19 protein-coding genes are annotated in these 19913 nt (G+C 65.0%); 7 read left to right on the plus strand and 12 right to left on the minus strand.

Features of this window, described 5'->3' with window-relative positions; all coding sequences use genetic code 11:
• From ABID58_RS01390 to ABID58_RS01400, 3 genes are all read right to left on the minus strand, one after another.
• Window positions 1-741, minus strand: coding sequence for a sulfate transporter family protein (locus ABID58_RS01390; protein WP_354031256.1), 741 nt, complete (start codon window positions 739-741; stop codon window positions 1-3).
• A gap of 249 nt (window positions 742-990) precedes the next feature.
• Complete coding sequence (locus ABID58_RS01395) at window positions 991-2406, minus strand: MFS transporter (RefSeq protein ID WP_354031257.1); 1416 nt, start codon at window positions 2404-2406, stop codon at window positions 991-993.
• A 221-nt stretch (window positions 2407-2627) separates the two neighbouring features.
• Entirely contained in the window at window positions 2628-3554 is a 927-nt protein-coding gene (locus ABID58_RS01400; protein WP_148752697.1) for a LysR family transcriptional regulator, read from the minus strand.
• Window positions 3555-3655: 101 nt separating this feature from the next.
• Between ABID58_RS01400 and ABID58_RS01405 the strand changes: the two genes are divergently transcribed.
• A complete protein-coding gene (locus ABID58_RS01405) occupies window positions 3656-4831 on the plus strand; it encodes a CoA transferase (protein ID WP_354031258.1) in 1176 nt (391 codons plus the stop codon).
• Window positions 4828-5775, plus strand: a complete 948-nt coding sequence (locus ABID58_RS01410; RefSeq protein ID WP_354031259.1) for a hydroxymethylglutaryl-CoA lyase — start codon at window positions 4828-4830, stop codon at window positions 5773-5775. Before ABID58_RS01405 ends, ABID58_RS01410 begins: the two co-directional genes overlap by 4 nt.
• Before the next feature lie 210 nt (window positions 5776-5985).
• Here the strand turns inward: ABID58_RS01410 and nikR are convergent, their stop codons facing one another.
• Both nikR and ABID58_RS01420 read right to left on the minus strand, forming a co-directional pair.
• On the minus strand, window positions 5986-6432 hold the full coding sequence (nikR, locus tag ABID58_RS01415; RefSeq protein WP_354031260.1) for a nickel-responsive transcriptional regulator NikR: 447 nt from the start codon (window positions 6430-6432) through the stop codon (window positions 5986-5988).
• 207 nt (window positions 6433-6639) lie between these two features.
• Window positions 6640-9090: a heavy metal translocating P-type ATPase gene (locus tag ABID58_RS01420; protein WP_354031261.1), complete on the minus strand. Its 2451-nt coding sequence runs from the start codon at window positions 9088-9090 to the stop codon at window positions 6640-6642.
• A gap of 50 nt (window positions 9091-9140) precedes the next feature.
• On the opposite strand from ABID58_RS01420, the gene ABID58_RS01425 reads away from it, so the two are divergent.
• Complete coding sequence (locus tag ABID58_RS01425) at window positions 9141-9416, plus strand: metal-sensitive transcriptional regulator (RefSeq protein ID WP_148749057.1); 276 nt, start codon at window positions 9141-9143, stop codon at window positions 9414-9416.
• A gap of 26 nt (window positions 9417-9442) precedes the next feature.
• Here the strand turns inward: ABID58_RS01425 and ABID58_RS01430 are convergent, their stop codons facing one another.
• Window positions 9443-10408 carry a YiiX/YebB-like N1pC/P60 family cysteine hydrolase gene (locus ABID58_RS01430; RefSeq protein WP_148749056.1) on the minus strand — a complete coding sequence of 322 codons (966 nt, stop codon included), beginning with the start codon at window positions 10406-10408 and terminating at the stop codon, window positions 9443-9445.
• Window positions 10409-10596: 188 nt separating this feature from the next.
• Here ABID58_RS01430 and ABID58_RS01435 point away from each other — a divergent pair, with 188 nt between their 5' ends.
• Window positions 10597-11985: a flavin monoamine oxidase family protein gene (locus tag ABID58_RS01435; protein ID WP_354031262.1), complete on the plus strand. Its 1389-nt coding sequence runs from the start codon at window positions 10597-10599 to the stop codon at window positions 11983-11985.
• Window positions 11986-11990: 5 nt separating this feature from the next.
• Here ABID58_RS01435 and ABID58_RS01440 read toward each other — a convergent pair whose 3' ends face one another.
• The 3 genes from ABID58_RS01440 to pheS all read right to left on the minus strand — a co-directional run bounded on the left by ABID58_RS01440 (window position 11991) and on the right by pheS (window position 16373).
• Window positions 11991-12761 carry a sulfite exporter TauE/SafE family protein gene (locus tag ABID58_RS01440; protein ID WP_354031263.1) on the minus strand — a complete coding sequence of 257 codons (771 nt, stop codon included), beginning with the start codon at window positions 12759-12761 and terminating at the stop codon, window positions 11991-11993.
• The gene (gene pheT / locus ABID58_RS01445) at window positions 12758-15166 is read right to left on the minus strand and encodes a phenylalanine--tRNA ligase subunit beta (protein WP_354031264.1); all 2409 of its coding nucleotides are present in this window, start codon (window positions 15164-15166) and stop codon (window positions 12758-12760) included. Before pheT ends, ABID58_RS01440 begins: the two co-directional genes overlap by 4 nt.
• Window positions 15167-15290: 124 nt before the next feature.
• On the minus strand, window positions 15291-16373 hold the full coding sequence (gene pheS, locus ABID58_RS01450) for a phenylalanine--tRNA ligase subunit alpha (protein WP_354031265.1): 1083 nt from the start codon (window positions 16371-16373) through the stop codon (window positions 15291-15293).
• A gap of 151 nt (window positions 16374-16524) precedes the next feature.
• On the opposite strand from pheS, the gene ABID58_RS01455 reads away from it, so the two are divergent.
• On the plus strand, window positions 16525-16950 hold the full coding sequence (locus tag ABID58_RS01455; protein WP_354031661.1) for a hypothetical protein: 426 nt from the start codon (window positions 16525-16527) through the stop codon (window positions 16948-16950).
• Between the two features lie 8 nt (window positions 16951-16958).
• On the opposite strand, the gene rplT is transcribed toward ABID58_RS01455, so the two are convergent.
• Both rplT and rpmI read right to left on the minus strand, forming a co-directional pair.
• Window positions 16959-17318, minus strand: coding sequence for a 50S ribosomal protein L20 (rplT, locus tag ABID58_RS01460; protein WP_014490867.1), 360 nt, complete (start codon window positions 17316-17318; stop codon window positions 16959-16961).
• An 80-nt stretch (window positions 17319-17398) separates the two neighbouring features.
• Window positions 17399-17599, minus strand: coding sequence for a 50S ribosomal protein L35 (gene rpmI, locus ABID58_RS01465; protein ID WP_008539890.1), 201 nt, complete (start codon window positions 17597-17599; stop codon window positions 17399-17401).
• Window positions 17600-17870: 271 nt separating this feature from the next.
• On the opposite strand from rpmI, the gene ABID58_RS01470 reads away from it, so the two are divergent.
• Window positions 17871-18266, plus strand: coding sequence for a hypothetical protein (locus ABID58_RS01470; protein WP_354031266.1), 396 nt, complete (start codon window positions 17871-17873; stop codon window positions 18264-18266).
• 64 nt (window positions 18267-18330) lie between these two features.
• Here ABID58_RS01470 and infC read toward each other — a convergent pair whose 3' ends face one another.
• Window positions 18331-18870, minus strand: coding sequence for a translation initiation factor IF-3 (infC, locus tag ABID58_RS01475; protein ID WP_148749060.1), 540 nt, complete (start codon window positions 18868-18870; stop codon window positions 18331-18333).
• Window positions 18871-19122: 252 nt separating this feature from the next.
• Between infC and ABID58_RS01480 the strand changes: the two genes are divergently transcribed.
• Window positions 19123-19911, plus strand: coding sequence for an alpha/beta hydrolase (locus ABID58_RS01480; RefSeq protein WP_354031267.1), 789 nt, complete (start codon window positions 19123-19125; stop codon window positions 19909-19911).
• The last annotated feature ends 2 nt before the right edge of the window (window positions 19912-19913 follow it).

Consider the following 19913-nt stretch of genomic DNA (forward strand, 5'->3'; position numbering starts at 1 on the left):
TCACCGCATCTGCCGCGCGGGCTCGATCAGCTCGGGCCGCGACCCGGACAGGCGCTTGTGCATGTGGACCATGAAGGCCATGCCGAAGATCGGCGTCGCCAGGTTGACGACCGGGATCGAGACGAAGGCCGCGATGAAGAGGCCTGCGGTGAAGATCGTCGCGGCGTTGTCGCGCCGCATTGCCTTGGCGTCTTCCGGCGAGCGGAAGCGCATTGCTGCGAGCTCGAAATATTCGCGGCCCAAGAGCCAGGCGGCGGCGAGGAAGAAGATCAGGAAGCCGGCGCCGGCCAGGAACACGAACGGCAGCGCGATCAGATAGACCACGATCGTCAGCAGCGCGGTCTTGATGCCCTCGAGGATCGCCTGGTTGAACGGCAGCGCGGTGCCCGGCCGCTCGGCGGGATAATATTCGCGCTCGACGATGTCGGCGACGTCGTCGACGAACAGGCTCGCAACCAGTGAGGTGATGGCGGGCATTAGAAATACACTGCCGAACACGACGCCAAGACCGGCCGCAATCGAGATGATCCAGGCGAGCACCTCCAGCGACGAGTGCCAGCTCGGCCCGAGCAGGCCTTCCAGCCAGACCTCGCCATAGGTCGCGAACCAGCTCAGCAGCCGCTGCAACCCGATCGCCAGCACGACGATCAGCACCAGTGCAAGCCCGATCGACCGCCACAGGATCGAGCGCATCGGCGGCGATATCATTTGCGACAGCGCCTTGACGGCGGCATCCAGCATGGAAACCTCTCACGAAACCACCCGCGAGAGGTAGACACCCCGGGCCGCTTCGGCAAGAGAGGCTGACCGGTGGGCGGCCGCGGCTTATGGCTCCGCCACGATACTCGCCCAACACGTGATGGCGCTGCAGACCGTGCTCCAGCGGCCGAACCCCTTGTAGATCCGGGCGGCCACCCGCTCCTGCTGCTTCAGCGTGCGCTCAGCCTTGATGTGTGGGTCGGAGACGTTGCGGATCGCGAGCCACCGGAGTCACATCGTGTCCAGCGCCTTGCCGCGCACGTTGGGGCCGAACAGCGCCATCGCGATCACCACGATCAGCATTGCCACGGTGATCAGGCCGAACACGCCGACGACGCCGGCCTCCTTCAGCATGTAGGCGACGATGAATCCGGAGAACGTCGCGCTCAGCCGGCTCATGGAATAGACGAGGCCGGACGCCCGCGCACGGATCTGGGTCGGAAACACCTCGGTCTGGTAGGCATGATAGGCGTAGGACATCGTCGTGTTGCAGGCCGTCAGCAGCACGCCGCAGACGATCAACAGTCCAGGCTCGGTCAATTGCGCGAACGCCAAGCCGAAGGCGATGATGGCGATGCAGGCACCGGCGATGATCCATCGGCGTTCGTATCGGTCGGCGAAGCTTGCGGCCAGCAGCGGTGCGATCGGATAGGCGAAGGCGATGATGAAGGAATATTGCAGGCTCTTGGTGATGGTGATGCCCTTCTCGACCAGCAGCGTCGGCACCCAATTGGCGAAGCCATAGAAGCCGAAGGCCTGGCACAGGTTGAACACCATGAAGAGGATGACGAGCGAGAGATAGGGCGGACGGAACAGATCGGCGAAGTTGATGCGCGCGGCTGTTTGCGCCGCCGGCCGCGCGAGCAAGGCTGAGGGGCCCGGCGCGGCGGCCCCGCCCCCGGCTTCCAGCGTCGCGAGAATCCTGAACGCCTCCTCGGTGCGGCCATGACGCGCCAGCCAGAGCGGACTCTCGGGCACGAACAGTCTTACCACCCAGATAATCATGCTGGCGGCGGCGCCGATCAGCACCACCCAGCGCCAGCCCTCGACACCGTAGGGCGCGAGCGGCACCAGCCACCAGGCGACAAAGGCGACGACCGGCACGGCAACGAACATGATCGACTGGTTGACCGCAAAGGCGCGCCCGCGCACCCGGCTCGGCACCAGTTCGGTGATGTAAGCGTCGATGGTGATAACCTCGACGCCGATGCCGATGCCGGCGAGGAAGCGCCAGAACAGCAGGCCTTCCGAGGAGACCTGGCAGGCCATGATCACGGACGCAGCGGTGTAGCCGAGCAGCGCGTAGGTGAAAATTGCGCGGCGGCCAAAACGGTCGGCGAGGAAGCCGAGGAAGAAGGTGCCGACGAACAGGCCGGCGAAGGTCGCGGCGACGAAGGCGCCGATGCCGGAGAAGCCGAAGAAGGCCGTGGTCGTCGTCGAGAGCAATCCGCTGCGGCTCAGCCCCGGCGCGATGTAGCCGGTCAGGAACAGATCGTAGACCTCGAAGCAGCCGCCGAGCGAGAGCAGGATGACGAGGCGCCAGACATAGCCCGTCGCCGGCATCGCCTCGAGCCGTCGCGAGATCTCGTCCGGTCCAGATGGTGCAGTGCCGAGCTCAAAGCCTGTGTCGATGCCGACAACGCTCATGATGTCCTCCCCGTGGCGCGCGGATCGCGCGCGGTTCCCGGCGGCTCATCTCTGTCTTTTCTCGCGAGCCTTGCCGGACCGCGCCATGTTGGCCGGCCGAAGCCAGAAATCCAGACGAACATATCGATCGAAGCGTTCTATATTTTCGAACTCGCGTGTTCTTCGCCTCTCCCCGCGTGCTCCCCGTAAGAACAGCGAGAGGGGACAGCAGCGCCGCCGATCTACCCCACCAACGTCGCTTGCCAGCCGCCGCTGCGGACCTGCTCGGCGATCAAGGCGAGCATCAGGCGGCTCATCTCTTCCATCGCATAGGTCATCGGGCGGTTGCGCAGGCGGCACAGATACAGCGTGCGGATCAGTTTTGGCGCGACCACCTCGCGCGCGACCAGGCGGCCGGCGTCCAGCTCCTCTCGTGCGAACAGCTTTGTGGCGATGGCACAGCCGAGCCCCTCCACCAGCGCGCCGGTCATGCCGGTGATCGAGTTGGCGTGCAGGATAGCGTTCGCCTCCAGGCGCTTGAGCAGCACCGGATCATCCAGCAGCGCGCGCGAGGAGAGGCCGTAGCGCAACAGGATCAGCGGCAATCTGCTCAGCTCCTCGAACCGGATCGGGGCCTTGCTCCTGCCCACCAGCTTCGGAATGCCGACACAGAACATCTCCTCTTCCAGCACCGGTTCGGCGATCAGCTCCTTCTCCGACGGTGGATTGTAGACCAGCGCCAAATCGACGTTGGACGCCATCAGATGCATCAGCGTCGCGCCGGACATGCTTTCGGTGAGCGACAGCTTCAGCTTGGGATATTGGGAGAGCACGGTACGCATCAGGGCCACGCCGATCGCCTTGACGGCGGAATTGGCCATGCCGATCGAGATATTGCCGGCGATGACGCGCGCGCCCTCACGCACCTCGGTCTCGGCCTCGGTCATCGCGCGCAGGATGATGCGGGCATGTTCGTAGAGCCGCTCGCCCGCCGCCGTCGGTTCCATTCCGCGCGGCTTGCGCTCGAACAAGCGTGTTGCGAACTCGGCCTCCAGGTTCGAGATATGATGGCTGAGCGCGGACTGCGCGACGCTGACCTGGTCGGCCGCGCGCGACAGGTTCCGCTGCTCGTAGACGGCGATGAAATAACGGAGCTGGCGTGAATCCATGGCGAAGCGTTCTATAAGCACGAAGGCAATCTTCGATAGATTATATTTTTCAGAAGGCTTGTGAAGGCCTAGTTTTCGAGGCGAAGAACAGGGAGAGACGCATGATTGAGGCCGGATTGCCGCTTGAGGGCGTGCGGGTCGTCGAGATGACCCACATGGTCATGGGCCCGACCTGCGGCATGATCCTCGCGCAATTCGGTGCCGAGGTGATCAAGGTCGAGCCGCCCGCCGGCGACAAGACCCGCACGCTTGGCGGCATGGGGACAGCGTTCTTTCCGCTATTCAACCGTGGCAAGCGCAGCGTCGTGCTGGATCTAGCGATCCCTGCTGACCGCGACACCATGCACCGGCTGCTCGAGACGGCCGACGTGTTCCTGGAAAATTTCCGCGATGGTCAGCTCGAGAAGCAGGGGCTGAATGCCGAGGAGTTGCGCCGCCTTCATCCGCATCTGATCGTCGCCGGCCACAAGGGTTTTCTGTCCGGGCCCTACGAGCATCGGCCCGCGCTCGACGAGGTGGTGCAGATGATGTCGGGCCTGGCCGCCATGACCGGCACGAAAGAGAAGCCGCAGCGCGTCGGCTCCTCCGCCAACGACATCATGGGCGGCATGTTCGGCGTTATCGCGATTTTGGCCGCGCTCTACCAGAAGCGCGGGGGCAAGCGCGACGGCGCTGACATCCGCATCGGCCTGTTCGAGAACTGCCTCTTCCTGGTCGCCCAGCATATGGTCGACTACGAGATGACCGGCAACAAGCCGCGCTCGATGCCGGAGCGCGAGCATGCCTGGCCGATCTACGACATCTTCGATGCCGCAGACGGCGGGCGCATCTTCATCGGCGTCGTCACCGAAGGTCACTGGCAAAGCTTTTGCCGCGAGTTCGGCCTTGCGGAATTCCTTGATGATCCGGCCTTGCGCACCACGACCGACCGCATCCTGGCACGGTCGCGGATCATTCCGCGTGTCGCGGAGATCATCCGGCAGCGGAATGTCGGAGAGCTTTCGCAAAGGCTCGACGCGCTCAACATCTGCTTTTCGCCTATCAACCGTCCCGAGGATCTCTTGACCGATCCGCATGTGCTGCGGCCGGGCGGTCTCGTCAACAACATCAATGCCGACGGCAAGCCGTTCCGCGTGCCGGCGCTACCGGTCGAGTGGAACGGCAGCCACATCGGCGAAGGCCTGAAGGTCGCGCCGCTCGGTGCCGACACGTCGGCGGTTCGCGCCGAGATCGACAACAACGACGTCACGTCAAAAGCCGCTCGGAGGCGCGCATGAGCCGGATCGAGACAATTTACCCCGTGGATCGCGTCAGCCTGCGCGAAGTCGGCTTGCGCGATGGGCTCCAGCTCGTGAAGCAGTTTCCGTCCACCGAGGCCAAGCAGCGCTGGCTGCGCGAGGAATATGCCGCCGGCGTGCGTCATTTCGAGGTCGGCTCGTTCCTGCCGGCAAAGACGTTTCCGCAATTTGTCGACGTTCGCGATGTGATCGGAACGGTGGCAGGTCTGCCCGGTGCCCACGGCATCGCGCTTGCGCTCAACGAGCGCGGGGTCAACGAGGCGCTGGAATCCGGCGTCGGCGAGATCGCCTCGGTGGTTTCGGCGACCGAAGAGCACAGCCAGGCCAACACACATCGCTCACGCGACTCCGCGATGGCCAATGTGAGGCGTCTCTGCGAGATGCGCGATGTGAGCGCCCACAAGCCGCTCGTGAACGCCGCGATCTCGATGGCGCTGGGCTGCTCGATCACCGGCGCGGTCGACCCGAAAGAGGTGCTGCGCCTGGTCGACAAATGCCTTGAGGCCGGCGTCGATTTCGTCGCGATCGCCGACACTGTCGGCTATGCCGGACCGAAGCAGGTGGGTGAATTGTCGCGCGCCGCGGTCAAGCTCGCCGGCGCAAAGCCGATCTGCATCCATCTCCATGACACCCGCGGCATGGGCATCGCCAACGCCGCGGCTGCGCTGGACGAGGGCGTGCGCATCCTCGACGGCTCGCTCGGCGGCCTCGGCGGTTGCCCGTTCGCGCCCGGTGCGACCGGCAATGTCGTGTTCGAGGACCTCGTGTTCCTCTGCGAGAGCAAAGGCTTTGCGACGGGGATTGATTTGGAGCAGCTGATCGCGGTCCGCAAGATTCTGCGTGAGGAGATGCCGAACGAGCAGCTCTACGGCGGCGTGGCGCGGGCGGGCCTGCCCGGTGGGAGTGCTGCGAAGGCGGCGTAAAGCCACGAGCACAGTGCTCTTCCCTTCTCCCCTTGTGGGAGAAGGTGGCGCGAAGCGCCGGATGAGGGGTTTCTCTCCGCGAGTTCAAATCGTGAGCGATGCGCTCGCGGAGAGAGACCCCTCACCCGTCTCGCCGCTGCGCGGCGTGCCACCCTCTCCCACAAGGGGGCCCACAAGGGGAGATGGGGACGCACCGTCCTTGCGGCAAGCCTACTCATGCCGATGCCCGTGCTTCCGCACCTTCGCCGGCTTGCTCTCTCCCGTCGGGATCATCACCACACGTCCATAACGTACGCCACGCTCCGCGATGATGTGGTCGGCAAAGTGCCTGACCTCGGCGGCGTCACCGCGCAGTGCCGTCATCTCCATGCAATTGTTGTCGTCGAGATGGACGTGCAGCGTCGCGAGCGCAAGGTCGTGATGGCCGTGGAATTCCTGCACCAGCCGCTTCGAGAGATCGCGCGCGGCGTGGTCGTAGACATAGACGAGGCCGGCGACGCAAGCGCCGGTCGGCGCCGTGTCCTCGCTCGATCGCTGCAGCCCGGCGCGGGCGAGGTCGCGGATAATCTCTGAGCGGTTCTGGTAGCCGCGCGCTTCGGCTGCGGCATCGATCTCCGCCAGCAAATCGTCCTCGATCGTGATCGTAATCCGCTGCATCAGGTCCTCTCCGCGGGTGGCGCTCTTCTTACCTCGCCCCGCTTGCGGGGAGAGGTCGGAATTCAAGCGTAGCTTGAATTCCGGGTGAGGGGGACTCTCCGCGTCTTACCGTCGTTGTGGAAGCAGCCCCTCACCCCAACCCTCTCAGCGCGAGCGAAGCTCGTCGCGACCCCGCGAAGAGCGGGGAGAGGGAGCGCGCCATCATCTTCACAGCCGCGTCGCGCGCAGCCGCAGGGCATTGCCGACCACGCTCACCGAGGACAGCGCCATCGCCGCGGCCGCGATGATCGGCGAGAGCAGCACGCCGAAGGCGGGATAGAGGATGCCGGCGGCAATCGGAATGCCGGCGGCATTATAGATGAAGGCGAAGAACAGGTTCTGCCTGATGTTGCTCATCGTCGCCTGCGACAGTTTTCGGGCGCGGACGATGCCGGTGAGGTCGCCCTTGAGCAGGGTGATGCCCGCGCTCTCCATCGCCACATCGGTGCCGGTGCCCATGGCGATGCCGACCTCGGCCGCCGCCAATGCCGGAGCGTCGTTGACGCCGTCGCCGGCCATCGCGACGCTGCGTCCGGCCTTTTGCAACTTGGTCACGACTGCGCTCTTCTGGTCCGGCAGCACTTCGGCTTCGATATCGGCGATGCCGAGCCTGCGCGCGACGGCTTCGGCCGTGGTGCGGTTGTCGCCGGTCAGCATGATGACCTTGATGCCTTCGGCCGCGAGCGCTTTCAGCGCCTCCGCCGTCGAAGCCTTGACAGGATCGGCGATGGCGAACAGTCCGGCGAGCCTGCCGTCGATCGCCATGTTGATGACGGTGGCGCCGTCGCCACGCAGGCGCTCGGCCTCCGCGTCAAGCGCATTGATGTCGATGCCGATCGATGTCAGGTACTTGGCGTTGCCGAGGACGACAGTCTTGCCATCGACCTTGCCGGTTGCGCCCTTGCCCGTCGGCGAATCGAATTGCTCGACCTGGCCGAGCGTGAGCTGCTTTTCTTTCGCGGCGCGCATGATGGCGTCGGCGAGCGGATGCTCGCTGGCACGCTCGACGCTGGCTGCAAGCCGAAGGATGTCGTCCTCGGCAAAGCCGGCCGCTGGCACGATCGCGACCACTTTCGGCTTGCCCTCGGTCAGCGTGCCGGTCTTGTCGACCACCAGTGTGTCGATTGTCTCCATCCGCTCCAGCGCCTCGGCGTTCTTGATCAGAACGCCTCCTTGCGCGCCGCGGCCGACGCCGACCATGATCGACATCGGGGTCGCCAGGCCCAGCGCGCAGGGGCAGGCGATGATCAGCACGCTGACGGCCGCGACGAGGCCGAAGGCGAGCCTCGGCTCCGGGCCGAACCAGGCCCAGGCGGCGAAGGCGGTGACAGCGACTGCGATCACGGTCGGCACGAACCAGCCGGCGACCTGGTCCGCCAGCCGCTGGATCGGCGCGCGCGAGCGTTGTGCATCGGCGACCATCTGCACGATCTGCGACAGCAACGTCTCGCGCCCGACCTTGTCGGCGCGCATGATGAAGCTGCCGGATTGGTTGAGCGTGCCGGCGATGAGTTTTGCGCCAACCTCCTTGCTGACAGGCATGGATTCGCCTGTCACGAGCGATTCATCGAGCGAGGAGCGGCCCTCGAGAATGGTGCCGTCGACCGGCACTTTTTCGCCGGGACGTACGCGCAGGGAATCGCCGGCGTGCAGAGAGTCGATTTCGACCTCATGCTCGCTGCCATCAGGCTCGACGCGCCGTGCGGTCTTCGGCGCGAGCTGCAACAGCGCCTTGATCGCGCCCGAGGTGGCATCGCGGGCGCGCAGCTCCAGCACCTGGCCGAGCAAAACCAGCACGGTGATGACCGCGGCGGCTTCGAAATAGACGGCGACCGCGCCCTCATGGCCGCGGAAGGTGGTGGGGAAAATCTGCGGCGCGATGGTGCCGATCAGGCTGTAGACATACGCTACTCCCGTGCCCATCGCGATCAGCGTGAACATGTTGAGGTTGCGCGTCAGCAGCGATTGCCAGCCGCGTACCAGGAACGGCCAGCCGGCCCAGAGCACCACGGGTGTCGCGAAGACGAGCTGGATCCAGTTCGACAGCACAGGCACGATCCAGTTGTGCGGACCCGCGAGGTGTCCGCCCATCTCCAGCACCACGGGCGGCAGCGCCAGCGCGCCGCCGATCCAGAACCGCCGCGTCATGTCGGCGAGCTCCGGATTGGGCCCGGTCTCCAGGCTCGCGACCTCCGGCTCCAGCGCCATGCCGCAGATCGGGCAGCTGCCGGGTCCGGCCTGGCGGATCTCCGGATGCATCGGGCAGGTATAGATCGTGCCCGCCGGGGTCTCCGGCTCGGGCGTTCTCTCTTTTGCGAGATATTTGGCGGGATCGGCAGCGAATTTGGTGCGGCAGCCGGCCGAGCAGAAATGGAAGGTCTCGCCGTGACGCTCGAAGCGATGCTTTGAGGTCGCGGGATCGACCGTCATGCCACAAACGGGATCGAGGACTTTTGACGCGGCTGCGCCAAGGTCATGGGCGTGGTGATGGGCATGGCCAGCATGATCGCCGCAGCAGGACGAAGCCGCAGGCTTGGGGGGCGCCGCGGTCTTGGGCGAGCAGCAGCCTCCGGAATGCGTGTCTCCGTCGTGATGGTGCTTGTGGTCCGCGTCGTTCATTCCTGCACTCCGGCCTTGTAACCTATACCCGGTAGGGGTATATAGGCGCCATGCGCAAGGACATCAAGGCATCCGTCGGAAAACGTCTCGGCCGGATCGAGGGCCAGGTTCGCGGCCTGTCGAAAATGGTCGAGGAGGACCGCTACTGCATCGACATCGTCACGCAGATCTCGGCAGTGCGCGCCGCACTGCGCCGGGTCGAGGAGGAGGTCTTGAAGGACCACGTCGCCCATTGCGTCGAGCACGCGATCGCAAGCGGGGACAAGGCGGATCAGCGCGAGAAGCTCGCGGAGCTGATGGCGGTGATTGGACGGGCGGAAAGGTAGATCTTTCGCCACGAGGCTGAAGATCGTTACGCTGCGATCTCGCGTGCCTGTCGACGCCGCCGCGGACGGTACATCGCGAGCTTCTTCAGCAGCACAAAATGCCCTCTGGCGTCGACGCTTTCGCCCGTCACTTGCTCAGCCGGAATTTCGGCCGGCGTTTCTTCGTCAGCCGCTTCAGGAACGAGCGGCGGCGCACGGAGCGTTTCTGGAAACACACCGAATGAGCCCGCTACCTCCTCGAGCGGCTTTTGCTTGTCGGCCCAGTGCAAGGCTGTGTAGTCGAAGCCGTGCACGATGGTGGGTTTGACCACTTCGAAATAGGGCGAGATGTCGAAGTCGCGGGGCATGTAGAGCGAGGAATCGCGGATGTGCAGGATCTCGCGGCGGGCGGCGCGGCTGCCGGCCTTGGTGATCTTCGGCAGGATCGGATAGCGCACCGCGTCGAACGCCTGCGCGATCAGCGCCGAGCAGATGATCTTGGTCGGATCGCCCGACCCGATCGCAATCATGCGCCGCCGCCATCGCTGCGGTATCGGCAGAGGAAACAGGAAGCGCATCAGATCGATGATGTTCTTGGTGTCGTAGCCGAAGCCGATGCGGTTGATCGCATAGCGGCAGACCGTGGTGCGGTCCTCGTAGGACAGCCCGACCGGGCGGCAGATGCGGGTGTGGTAGGGGAAATATTTCGACAGCGGCGCGGAGGTGACGCCCTCGCCGATATTGGCTTCGATCAGCACGTGCGGCTCGCCGTCGGGCTCCACCGCGCCTTCGACCGGACCGACATAGAGTGCGGCATGCGACCAGGTCGACTGCGTCAGATACTTGATGATGCCGGAGATGCGGTTGTTGCCCTCGACCAGCATGACATCGCCGGGCTGGATCACGCCGCGGAGATGCTCGGGGTCGCTCGGCGTGAACGGCTCATAGCCCGGCACCTCCTTCGAGAGGTACGCGGCAATCAACTTGCCGACTGAATCCAGGACCGTCCCCATATCGAACTCCCCCAGGCCTTTCCGGCCGCTTTTTTCCTTCTCTATCATGGTCGAAACGTGTTGCCATTCGGTTCATCAGTCTGTGAGATCAAGCACGATTGATTCACCATGATAGTTGCTGCGCAACATCAGATGCGGCAAGGTTCGCTTGCTGTTCCCGTTCGCTGCAAGTCCCCGGAAACCATGACATGACAATCACGCGCCGCGGCTTCCTATCGGCTTCGGCGGCCTATGCCGCGATGCCGGTCCTGGGCGCAACGGCCGCGCCGCTGCCGCGCGAGGCTGACATTGTCGTGATCGGTGCGGGTGCGGCCGGAATCGCTGCAGCGCGGCGCGTCATGGCCGCCAATCGCAAGGTGATCGTGGTGGAGGCGGCCTCGCAAATCGGCGGGCGCTGTATCACTGACACCACCACATTCGACGTGCCGTTCGATCGCGGCGCGCGCTGGATGCACAATCCCGACACCAACCCGATGATCCGGCTGGCGCGCAGTGCCGGGCTCGATGTGTTGCCGGCACCGTCGGGCCAGAAGATGCGCATCGGCCGCCGCAACGCGCGCGCGGGCGAGACCGAGGAGTTCCTGGCGGCGCTGGTGCGCGCCAATCGTGCCATCGACGAGGCAGCGCGCGGCAAGTTGGATACGTCCTGCGCATCGGTCCAGCCAAAAGATCTCGGCGATTGGGCGGGCGCCACCGAGTTCGTGCTTGGTGCGAGTTTTGCCGGCAAGGACCTGAAGGAGCTGTCGGCGATCGACAAGGCGCGTGCGCAGGACCGCAATGCCCCGATCGCCTGCCGCCAGGGTCTGGGTACCCTGATCGCCAGGCTCGGCGAGCAGGCGCCGGTTGCGCTTGCGACACCGGCAAGCCGGATTGTCTGGAGCAATCGCGACGTCAGCGTGGAGACGCAAGGAGGGAAGATCGCCGCGCGCGCCGCCATCATCACGGTCTCGACCAATGTGCTCGCCGGCGGCGCGATCAAGTTCGCGCCTGACATCCCCAAGCGCACGCTCGATGCGGCGTCCAAGCTTACGCTCGGCAGTTACGATCATATCGTGCTGCAACTGCCGGGAAATCCGCTCGGGCTCTCGCGCGACGACATCCTGATCGAGCAGAGCAACTCGATGCGCACCGCGCTGATGTTCGCCAATATCGGCGGCTCCTCGCTGTGCTCGATCGACGTCGGCGGTTCGTTCGGCCGCGATCTCTCGGAGCAGGGCGAGAAGGCGATGGCGGCCTTCGCAAAGGAGTGGATCACGAAGCTGTTCGGCAGCGAGGCGGTGGCCAATGTGAAGAAGACCGCTGTGACGCGCTGGAACGCCTCGCCCTATGTGATGGGCGCGATGTCGGCGGCCTCGCCCGGCGGCCAGCTGTCGCGAAAAGTCTTGACCGAGCCGATCGGTAACATGTTCCTCGCCGGTGAAGCCACGCATGAAACGCTGTGGGGCACGGTCGACGGCGCCTGGGAAAGCGGCGAGCGCGCCGCGGACGCCGCGCTCCGCAAGATCGGTGCGCTGAAGGATGAGCCGGCCGAAGTGCCGACGCAGTCGACGAAGCGGCGGCGGGCGCCGCGGCAGTAGGCGAACTACCGCAACACCCGGTCCAGCGCGGGCAGCCCGGTGATCACCGCCATCGCAATCAGCGCGTAGCAGATGCCGCGGAATATCGTTTCGCTGGCGCGGCCGAACAGCGATGCGCCGGAGGCGACGCCGATCGCGTAGACCGGGCCGACAATCAGCGACAGCACGAGTGACTCGCGGGAGATCAGACCGGTCGTGGCATAGCTGACCATCGAGAAGAAATCCGACGCGCCGAAGAACAGCACGATATTGGCGCGCGCGACGATGGGAGCAATGGGGCGGCCGAGCCAATAGCCGACGATCGGTGGCCCGCCGGTCTGCGCCAGTCCGCTGCAGAAGCCGGAGAGGCCGCCGATACCGACTGACAGCCAGGCGTGGTCCTTGCCGCGGTAGCGCCAGCCCGACAGCAGTAGCAGCAGCAGCGCGGCCACGAAGCAGGAGATGATCCAGCGCGTGGTGACGGGCTCGAGCACGCTGAGGAAGTAGGTGCCGACGGGCACGCCGACCAGTGCGCCCAGCACGATCACTGCGGTCGCCTTGCGGTCGGCCTTTCGCCACGCGTCGGGCAAGAGCGGTGCGGCAGCAACAAAATCGATGACGAGGAGCAGTGCCGCGACCAGCCGCGGTGCTGCGACACTGCTCGCCAGCGGCATGAAGATCAGCGCCGAGCCGAAGCCGGAGAAGCCGCGCGCGGTGCCCGAAACGAAAGCGATGGCGCAGAGCGCCATCGCGATGGTGAGACTGACGTCCTTCGGGAGAAAATCCGCGAGGGTCATCCGCGAAGAGTGCCGGCGGTCTTCTTCGTGACCTCCGCCACGATCTTCGCCGCGACGGCCTCGATCTCCTGATCGGTCAGCGTCTTCTCGCGCGGCTGGATCGTCACCGCGATGCCGATCGACTTCTTGCCGTCGTCGATGCCCTTGCCCTCATAGACGTCGAACACGTTGACGCCGGTGATCAGCTTCTTGTCGGCGCCTTGCGCGGCGCGCACGATATCGCCCGCCTTCACGGCGCGGTCGACGATGAAGGCGAAGTCGCGCGACACCGGCTGGAACGCCGACAGCTCGATCAGCGGCTTGGCGCGGGTTGGCTTCTTCTTGGTCTCGGGGATGCGATCGAGGATCACCTCGAACACCATCAGCGGGCCGTCGGCGCCGAGCGCCTCCAGCGCGCGCGGATGCATCTCGCCGAAAGTGCCGAGCACGTTCTGCGGGCCGATCTGGATCGTGCCGGAGCGGCCCGGATGCAGCCAGGCGGGGCCGCCGGCAACGATCTGGAGCGCCTGCATCGGAGCACCGGCCGCAGCCAGCACCGCGAGCGCGTCGGCTTTGGCGTCGAAGACATCGGCCTGCGCTGAGCCCGACCAGTGCCGTCCCAACCCGTCCGACGACGCAAGGCCGCGGCGTACGCCGCTTGCGGCCATGAACTGATCCTGCGGGCGATCGCCCCTGAACACCTGACCGACCTCGAACAGCACGACGTCGCCAAAACCGCGATCGGCATTGGCCTGTGCGGCTGCGACCAGGCCCGGCAGCAGGCTCGGCCGCATGTCCGATAGATCAGCGGCGATCGGGTTGGCGACTTCGAGCTCGCGCTGGCCGCCGCCGAACAATTGTGCCGCGGGCTTGGTGATGAACGACCACGTCACGGCTTCGGTCATGCCGCGGCTCGCGAGTGCGCGCCGCGCGCGGCGGGTGCGAAGCTGCAGTGGCGTCAGCACGGATTTGCGGGCGTCCTCGCCACGCTCGAACGGCGTCATCGGCACCTTGTCGACGCCGTAGATCCGGATGACCTCCTCGACGATGTCGGCCTTCCCGTGCACGTCGGAGCGCCAGGAGGGTACTGCGACCTTCACCACAGGGCCGGGCCCCGCCATCATGAAGCCGAGACGGGTCAGGATGAGCTTCATCTCGACCTGCGGCACCTCGATGCCGGAGAGACGCTTGACCTCGGTGAGCGGGAAATCGATCACGCGATCGTCGCCGAAGGTTTTGCCCACCACGACGTTCTCTGACGGAGTGCCGCCGCACAGCTCCATCACAAGCTTGGTGGCGAGCTCCAGCCCGGGCACCATGAAGGCCGGGTCGACGCCGCGCTCGAAGCGGTAGCGGGCATCCGAGTTGATGCCGAGCTTGCGGCCGGTCTGGGCGACATTGATCTCGTTCCACAGCGCCGATTCGATCAGCACGTCGGTGGTGTTCTCATCGCAGCCCGAGGCTTCGCCGCCCATGATGCCGGCGAGCGATTCGACGCCGTGTTGGTCCGCGATCACGCAGATCGAGGGATCGAGATTGTAGGCGCGGCCGTCGAGCGCGAGCAGCGCCTCGCCGTTGCGGGCGCGGCGCACCACGAGATTGCCAACCACCTTCCTGGCGTCGAACACGTGCAGCGGACGCGCGCGGTCGTAGGTCATGAAGTTGGTGATGTCGACCAGCGCGTTGATCGGGCGCAGGCCGATCGCGGTCAGCCGCTTCTGCAGCCATTCCGGCGACGGGCCGTTCTTGACGCCGCGCACAAGGCGCAGCGCAAAACCCGGGCACAGCGCGGCGTCCTCGACCGTGACCTTCACCGGACACGGGAACTCGCCCTTGATCGGCTTGATCGAGGCGTCCTTGAACTTGCCCATGTCGGCGGCGGCAAGGTCGCGCGCGATGCCGTGCACGCCGGTGCAGTCCTGACGGTTCGGCGTCAGATTGATCTCGATCACGGGATCGCCGAGCGCGGCCCATTCGGCATAGCCGGCGCCGATCGGCGCATCCGCCGGCAATTCCATGATGCCGTCATGGTCGTTGGAGATCTGCAGCTCTGCCGCCGAGCACAGCATGCCGCGGCTCTCGACGCCGCGAATAGTGCCGACACCGAGCGTGATGTCCTTGCCGGGAATGTAGGTGCCGGGCGGAGAGAACACGCTGACGAGCCCGGCGCGCGCATTCGGCGCCCCGCACACGACCTGCACCGGCGCGCCACCGTCACCGGTGTCGACCATGCAGACGCGTAAGCGATCAGCATTGGGATGCTGCTCGGCCGAAATCACCTTCGCAATGGTGAAAGGCTGCAGCGCCTTCGCCTTGTCCTCGATGTTCTCGACCTCGAGCCCGATCATGGTGAGCTTGTCGGCAAGCTTTTCCAGCGGCTCGTCGGTGTCGAGATGATCCTTCAGCCAGGAGAGGGTGAATTTCATGGCTGCTTTTTCTCCACGGAGGCGGTCTGCTCCCTCTCCCGCTTGCGGGGGACGGGCAGGGAGAGGGTTGTTTCTGCAAAGGGAACCGGGGGAGCTATCGCAAGCCCTTCATTGGGCGCAAACATCACGAGCTCAGCCCCCCGGCAAGTGTCGGCACCTCGAGCGGCTTGAAGCCGTAATGGTTGAGCCAGCGGACGTCGTTGTCGAACAGCTGGCGCAGATCGGCGATGCCGTATTTCAGCATGGCGATGCGGTCGATGCCCATGCCCCAGGCGAAGCCCTGGTACTCATCGGGATCGATGCCGCAGGCGCGCAGCACGTTCGGATGCACCATGCCGCAGCCGAGAATCTCGAGCCAGTCCTCGCCCTCGCCGAAGCGGATCTCGCCCTTGTCGCGGCGGCACTGGATGTCGACTTCCAGCGACGGCTCGGTGAACGGGAAGAACGACGGCCGGAAGCGCATGTTGATGTGGTCGACCTCGAAGAACGCCTTGCAGAACTCGTGCAGGATCCATTTGAGGTGGCCGAGATGCGAGTGCTTGTCGATGACGAGACCTTCGACCTGGTGGAATTGCGGCGTGTGGGTCGCGTCCGAATCGATGCGGTAGGTGCGGCCCGGGCAGATCACGCGGATCGGCGGCTTCTGGGTGAGCATGGTGCGCACCTGCACCGGCGAGGTGTGGGTGCGCAACAGCATGCGCGAGCCGTCCTCCTTCGGATGGAAGAAGAACGTGTCGTGCATCTCGCGCGCCGGATGGCCTTCCGGGAAGTTGAGCCTGGTGAAGTTGTAGTCGTCGGTCTCGATGTCGGGACCTTCGGCGACCGAGAATCCCATGTCGGCGAAGATCGTGGTCAGCTCGTCCCAGACCTGGCTCAGCGGATGGATGCGGCCGGCATCAGTTGCCGCATCGCGCAGCGGCAAGGTCACGTCGACGGTCTCCGATGCCAGCCGCGCATCGAGCGCCGCCGACTTCAGCACGTCGCGCCGTGCGGCGAGCGCCTCGGTGACCTTGTCCTTGGCCTGGTTGATCGCCGCGCCTTGCGACTTGCGCTCGTCGGGCGACATCTTGCCGAGCGTGGCAAGCAGCGCCGAGATCGTGCCCTTCTTGCCGAGGGCTGCGACGCGCACCGCTTCGAGCGCGGCTTCGTCGCCGGCGGCGGCGATCTGGTCGAGGATGGAGGTTTCGAGCGTTGCGAGGTCGGACACAGTCAAATCCTTAGCTCCAAATTCGGCTGGGTTGTCGCCGCCCGAAGGCCGTAACGTCAAGCAAAAAGCCGGTCATTTCGGGCGTGGGACCAGCCGGGTTGAACCTCGCATGGGGGCCGGGCACCAAGGGGGATACGTGGAGGCCTTTGCGATGCTTTCGAAATGCTGCCTTGCTGTTCTTCTTGCCGTCGTGGCCGTCGTTCTGTCGGTCGCAGGCACCCCGGCGCGCGCCATGGTCTGCATGGACAAATCCATGACGCTGGACGAGGTCGCCGACACCATCAGCGCGCAGAAGAGCTGCGAAAGCGCGATGAAGGTCTTCAGGGATTGCGAACTGACCGCAAGCGGCGACGTCGAACTCGGTGCTGCCGTCGAGAAGAAATGCGAGGCCGACTTCAAGTCCGGCCTCAACGCCGCGCAGGCACAGGCCTACAAACGCGAGCTGCGCGTGTGCGACCGCAAGTACCGGAACAAGTCCGGCACCATGTATCTCTCGTTTACGGCATTCTGCCGGGCGGAGGTGGCCCGGCGTTACTCCCAACACGCGCTGAAGGCCGCGGGCCGGAAGGCCCGCTAGCGCAAGCCTCAGGCTGCGAGCGCAGCTTTGGCCTTCTCGGCGATCGCCTGGAACGACGCGGGCTCGTGGATCGCGAGATCCGACAGCACCTTGCGGTCCACGGTGATGCCCGACTTGGCGAGACCGTCGATAAATCGGCTGTAGGTCAGGCCGAACGGACGGACGGCAGCGTTGAGGCGCTGGATCCAGAGCGCGCGGAAAGTGCGCTTCTTGCGCTTGCGATCACGGAAGGCGTACTGCTGGGCCTTCTCGACGGCCGGCTTGGCGGCGCGGATGGTGTTCTTGCGGCGGCCGTAGAAACCCTTGGCGGCCTTGTAGACTTTCTTGTGCTTGGCGTGGGCGGTCACACCGCGTTTGACGCGAGACATGACAAAATCCTTCAGAGATGACTTGGTTTTTCGGATCGCCGCTTAAAGCGCGGCAGAGATGGCAATGATCGTGGACGCGGTCAGGCGTTCGGCAAGAAGTACTTCTTGACGTTGTCGCCGTCGGTCTTGAACAGCACGCGGGTGCCGCGGAGCTGACGGATCTGCTTCTTCGTCCGCTTGATCATGCCGTGACGCTTGCCGCGCTGGGCGTGCATCACTTTGCCGGTGGCAGTCACCTTGAAGCGCTTTTTAGCGCCCGATTTGGTCTTCAGCTTGGGCATTTGGCTCTCCTAATGGCCACAGAGTTCCGCCCGCGAAGGCGGCTGGCCGTCAAAATGCTCGTTAGAGCGTTAATTGTGCTCAGGTTTTGCGAACAAGCGCGAAACCCGCACGAAACACCGCCACGGCAGCCCTTAATCAGCCGGGCGATGAAGGTCGGCCTTATGACAGAGGACAGGCCAATTGGCAACGATGAACCGCCGGAACCTGGCCGCCGACTATTGGGGGTTACCACCTCATTGTTCACGTCGTCCCGTCCGGAGCAGGACCAAAATGGCCCATTTTTCCCAATCGATTTTGTCGGTTTTCGCCCGTCCGCGCCACCTGGCGCTATTCGCCGTGCTCGCTGCCGCCGTCCCCTCGGCCGCCGATGCCCGCATCGTCAGTTATGACGGGGTCTGGAATGTCACCTTCGCGACCACCCGCGGCAGTTGCAGCTCCGGTTACAGCGTGCCCTTCACCGTGACCGGCAGCCGGGTGTCGTCCGCCGGCGGCGGCCGGGTGTCCGGCACGATCAATCGCGGCGGTGCTGTCGCGGTCCAGGTGTCGGTCGGCGCCTCCCATGCCAGCGGCGGTGGCCGGCTTGGCGGCGCGGCGGGTGCGGGCTCCTGGAGGGGCATCATCTCTGGCGACCAATGCAGCGGCACCTGGCAGGCAACGCGGACCTGAAAACACAAACGGCCCGCCGGAGATCCGGACGGGCCGTTGAACTTTCAGTCCTGAAGAGCCGGCGTCAGCGCGGCGCCAGGACCATGACGACCTGACGGCCCTCGAATCGGGCATCCTGCTCGACCTTGGCGAGCTCGGCGACGTCGGTCTTGATCTTGTCCAGCAGCTTGGTGCCGATCTCCTGGTGCGCCATTTCGCGGCCGCGATAGCGCAAGGTGATCTTGACCTTGTCGCCCTCCTCGAAGAACCGCAGCATCGCGCGCATCTTCACGTCATAGTCGTGATCGTCGATCATCGGGCGGAGCTTGATCTCCTTGATCTCGACGGTCTTCTGACGCTTGCGGGCTTCGGCGGCTTTCTTCTGGGCGGAATACTTATACTTCCCGTAGTCCATGATCTTGCAGACGGGAGGGCTGACATTTGGCGAGATCTCGACCAGATCCATGCCGGCTTCCTGGGCCAACTTGATGGCAAGCATCGTCTCGACGGTGCCTTTGTTGTCACCGGTCTGATCGATCAGCTGGATCTGCGCATTGCGAATATCATCATTGATGCGCGGCCCGTCTTTGGCGGCAGGGGCCGGGGCTCTATTGGGACGGCGAATGGGTGGTTCTCCAAAGTTGTGAAAGGAAGCGGCTATTTTGCAGGAAGATGCGTTTGCCGGCAAGCAAGTCGCTCCTGCGGAGAGCGAAAACCCTCAAATGCGAGGCATTTTGGTCACGCCCATCGGCACGGTGCTCGACATAGACACCTTGCACCCGTTCCGCAAGCGTCCCAAAGGGTCAATACCAATATAGGGTTGCTTCGCGGAAATGCGCCCGGACAGCTCAAACCCCACAGCCAGAGTAAACGTTCCATGACCCCAGCAATTCCCGATGCCGTGCTCAACTTTGTCGAATTGGGCGAGGGTCCGTCGGCGCGCCGGATCGCGGTGCGCAGCCGCGCCGGACAAGGGCCCGGCCTGGTCTGGCTCGGCGGCTTCAAGTCGGACATGCAGGGCGGCAAGGCGGTGGCGCTCGACGGCTGGGCCGGCGAGCATGGCCGTGCCGCGGTCCGGTTCGACTATTCCGGCCATGGCGAATCCAGCGGCGATTTCGCCGACGGGACCATCGGACGCTGGCTCGAGGATAGCGTCGCGGTGTTCGAGCGTTTCTGCACCGGTCCGCAAATCCTGATCGGTTCCTCCATGGGCGGCTGGATGGCGCTGCTGCTCGCGCGCGAGATCAAGAAGCGTTCGGGACAGGCATCGCTCGCGGGCCTGGTGCTGATCGCGCCGGCGCCCGACTTCACGGAAGAGCTGATGTGGAAGAACTTTTCGCCCGAGGTGAGGAAAGAGATCGAGACCAAGGGTTTTTGGCTGCGGCCATCCGAATATGGCGACGGCACGCCCTATCCGATTACGCGGAACCTGATCGAGGAGGGGCGCAACCACCTCGTGCTCGGCAGCGCCATCGATCTCGGCTGCCCCGTCCGAATTCTGCAGGGAGCCCAGGATCCCGATGTGCCGTGGCAGCACGCGTTCGCGCTGACACATCGCCTGCCGGCCGACGACGTCGTGCTCACCATGATCCAGGACGGCGATCACCGCCTGTCCCGCCCGCAAGACATCGCGCGCATTCTTGCCGCGGTGGCGGAGATCGGGTGAAG

This window comes from Bradyrhizobium sp. S3.2.6, assembly GCF_040546885.1.
In the GTDB taxonomy this organism is placed as follows: Bacteria; Pseudomonadota; Alphaproteobacteria; order Rhizobiales; family Xanthobacteraceae; genus Bradyrhizobium; species Bradyrhizobium cytisi.

Bases quoted from the DNA above. Each gene is read 5' to 3' on its own strand.
- ABID58_RS01410 (WP_354031259.1), top strand. From the start codon at position 4,828: ATGAGCCGGATCGAGACAATTTACCCCGTGGATCGCGTCAGCCTGCGC.
- ABID58_RS01440 (WP_354031263.1), bottom strand. From the start codon at position 12,761: ATGACCCTCGCGGATTTTCTCCCGAAGGACGTCAGTCTCACCATCGCG.
- ABID58_RS01425 (WP_148749057.1), top strand. From the start codon at position 9,141: ATGCGCAAGGACATCAAGGCATCCGTCGGAAAACGTCTCGGCCGGATC.
- ABID58_RS01470 (WP_354031266.1), top strand. From the start codon at position 17,871: ATGGCCCATTTTTCCCAATCGATTTTGTCGGTTTTCGCCCGTCCGCGC.
- ABID58_RS01420 (WP_354031261.1), bottom strand. From the start codon at position 9,090: ATGAACGACGCGGACCACAAGCACCATCACGACGGAGACACGCATTCC.
- ABID58_RS01390 (WP_354031256.1), bottom strand. From the start codon at position 741: ATGCTGGATGCCGCCGTCAAGGCGCTGTCGCAAATGATATCGCCGCCG.
- ABID58_RS01435 (WP_354031262.1), top strand. From the start codon at position 10,597: ATGACAATCACGCGCCGCGGCTTCCTATCGGCTTCGGCGGCCTATGCC.
- rpmI (WP_008539890.1), bottom strand. From the start codon at position 17,599: ATGCCCAAGCTGAAGACCAAATCGGGCGCTAAAAAGCGCTTCAAGGTG.
- rplT (WP_014490867.1), bottom strand. From the start codon at position 17,318: ATGTCTCGCGTCAAACGCGGTGTGACCGCCCACGCCAAGCACAAGAAA.
- ABID58_RS01395 (WP_354031257.1), bottom strand. From the start codon at position 2,406: ATGAGCGTTGTCGGCATCGACACAGGCTTTGAGCTCGGCACTGCACCA.
- pheT (WP_354031264.1), bottom strand. From the start codon at position 15,166: ATGAAATTCACCCTCTCCTGGCTGAAGGATCATCTCGACACCGACGAG.
- ABID58_RS01405 (WP_354031258.1), top strand. From the start codon at position 3,656: ATGATTGAGGCCGGATTGCCGCTTGAGGGCGTGCGGGTCGTCGAGATG.
- ABID58_RS01480 (WP_354031267.1), top strand. From the start codon at position 19,123: ATGACCCCAGCAATTCCCGATGCCGTGCTCAACTTTGTCGAATTGGGC.
- ABID58_RS01430 (WP_148749056.1), bottom strand. From the start codon at position 10,408: ATGGGGACGGTCCTGGATTCAGTCGGCAAGTTGATTGCCGCGTACCTC.
- ABID58_RS01400 (WP_148752697.1), bottom strand. From the start codon at position 3,554: ATGGATTCACGCCAGCTCCGTTATTTCATCGCCGTCTACGAGCAGCGG.
- ABID58_RS01455 (WP_354031661.1), top strand. From the start codon at position 16,525: ATGCTTTCGAAATGCTGCCTTGCTGTTCTTCTTGCCGTCGTGGCCGTC.
- nikR (WP_354031260.1), bottom strand. From the start codon at position 6,432: ATGCAGCGGATTACGATCACGATCGAGGACGATTTGCTGGCGGAGATC.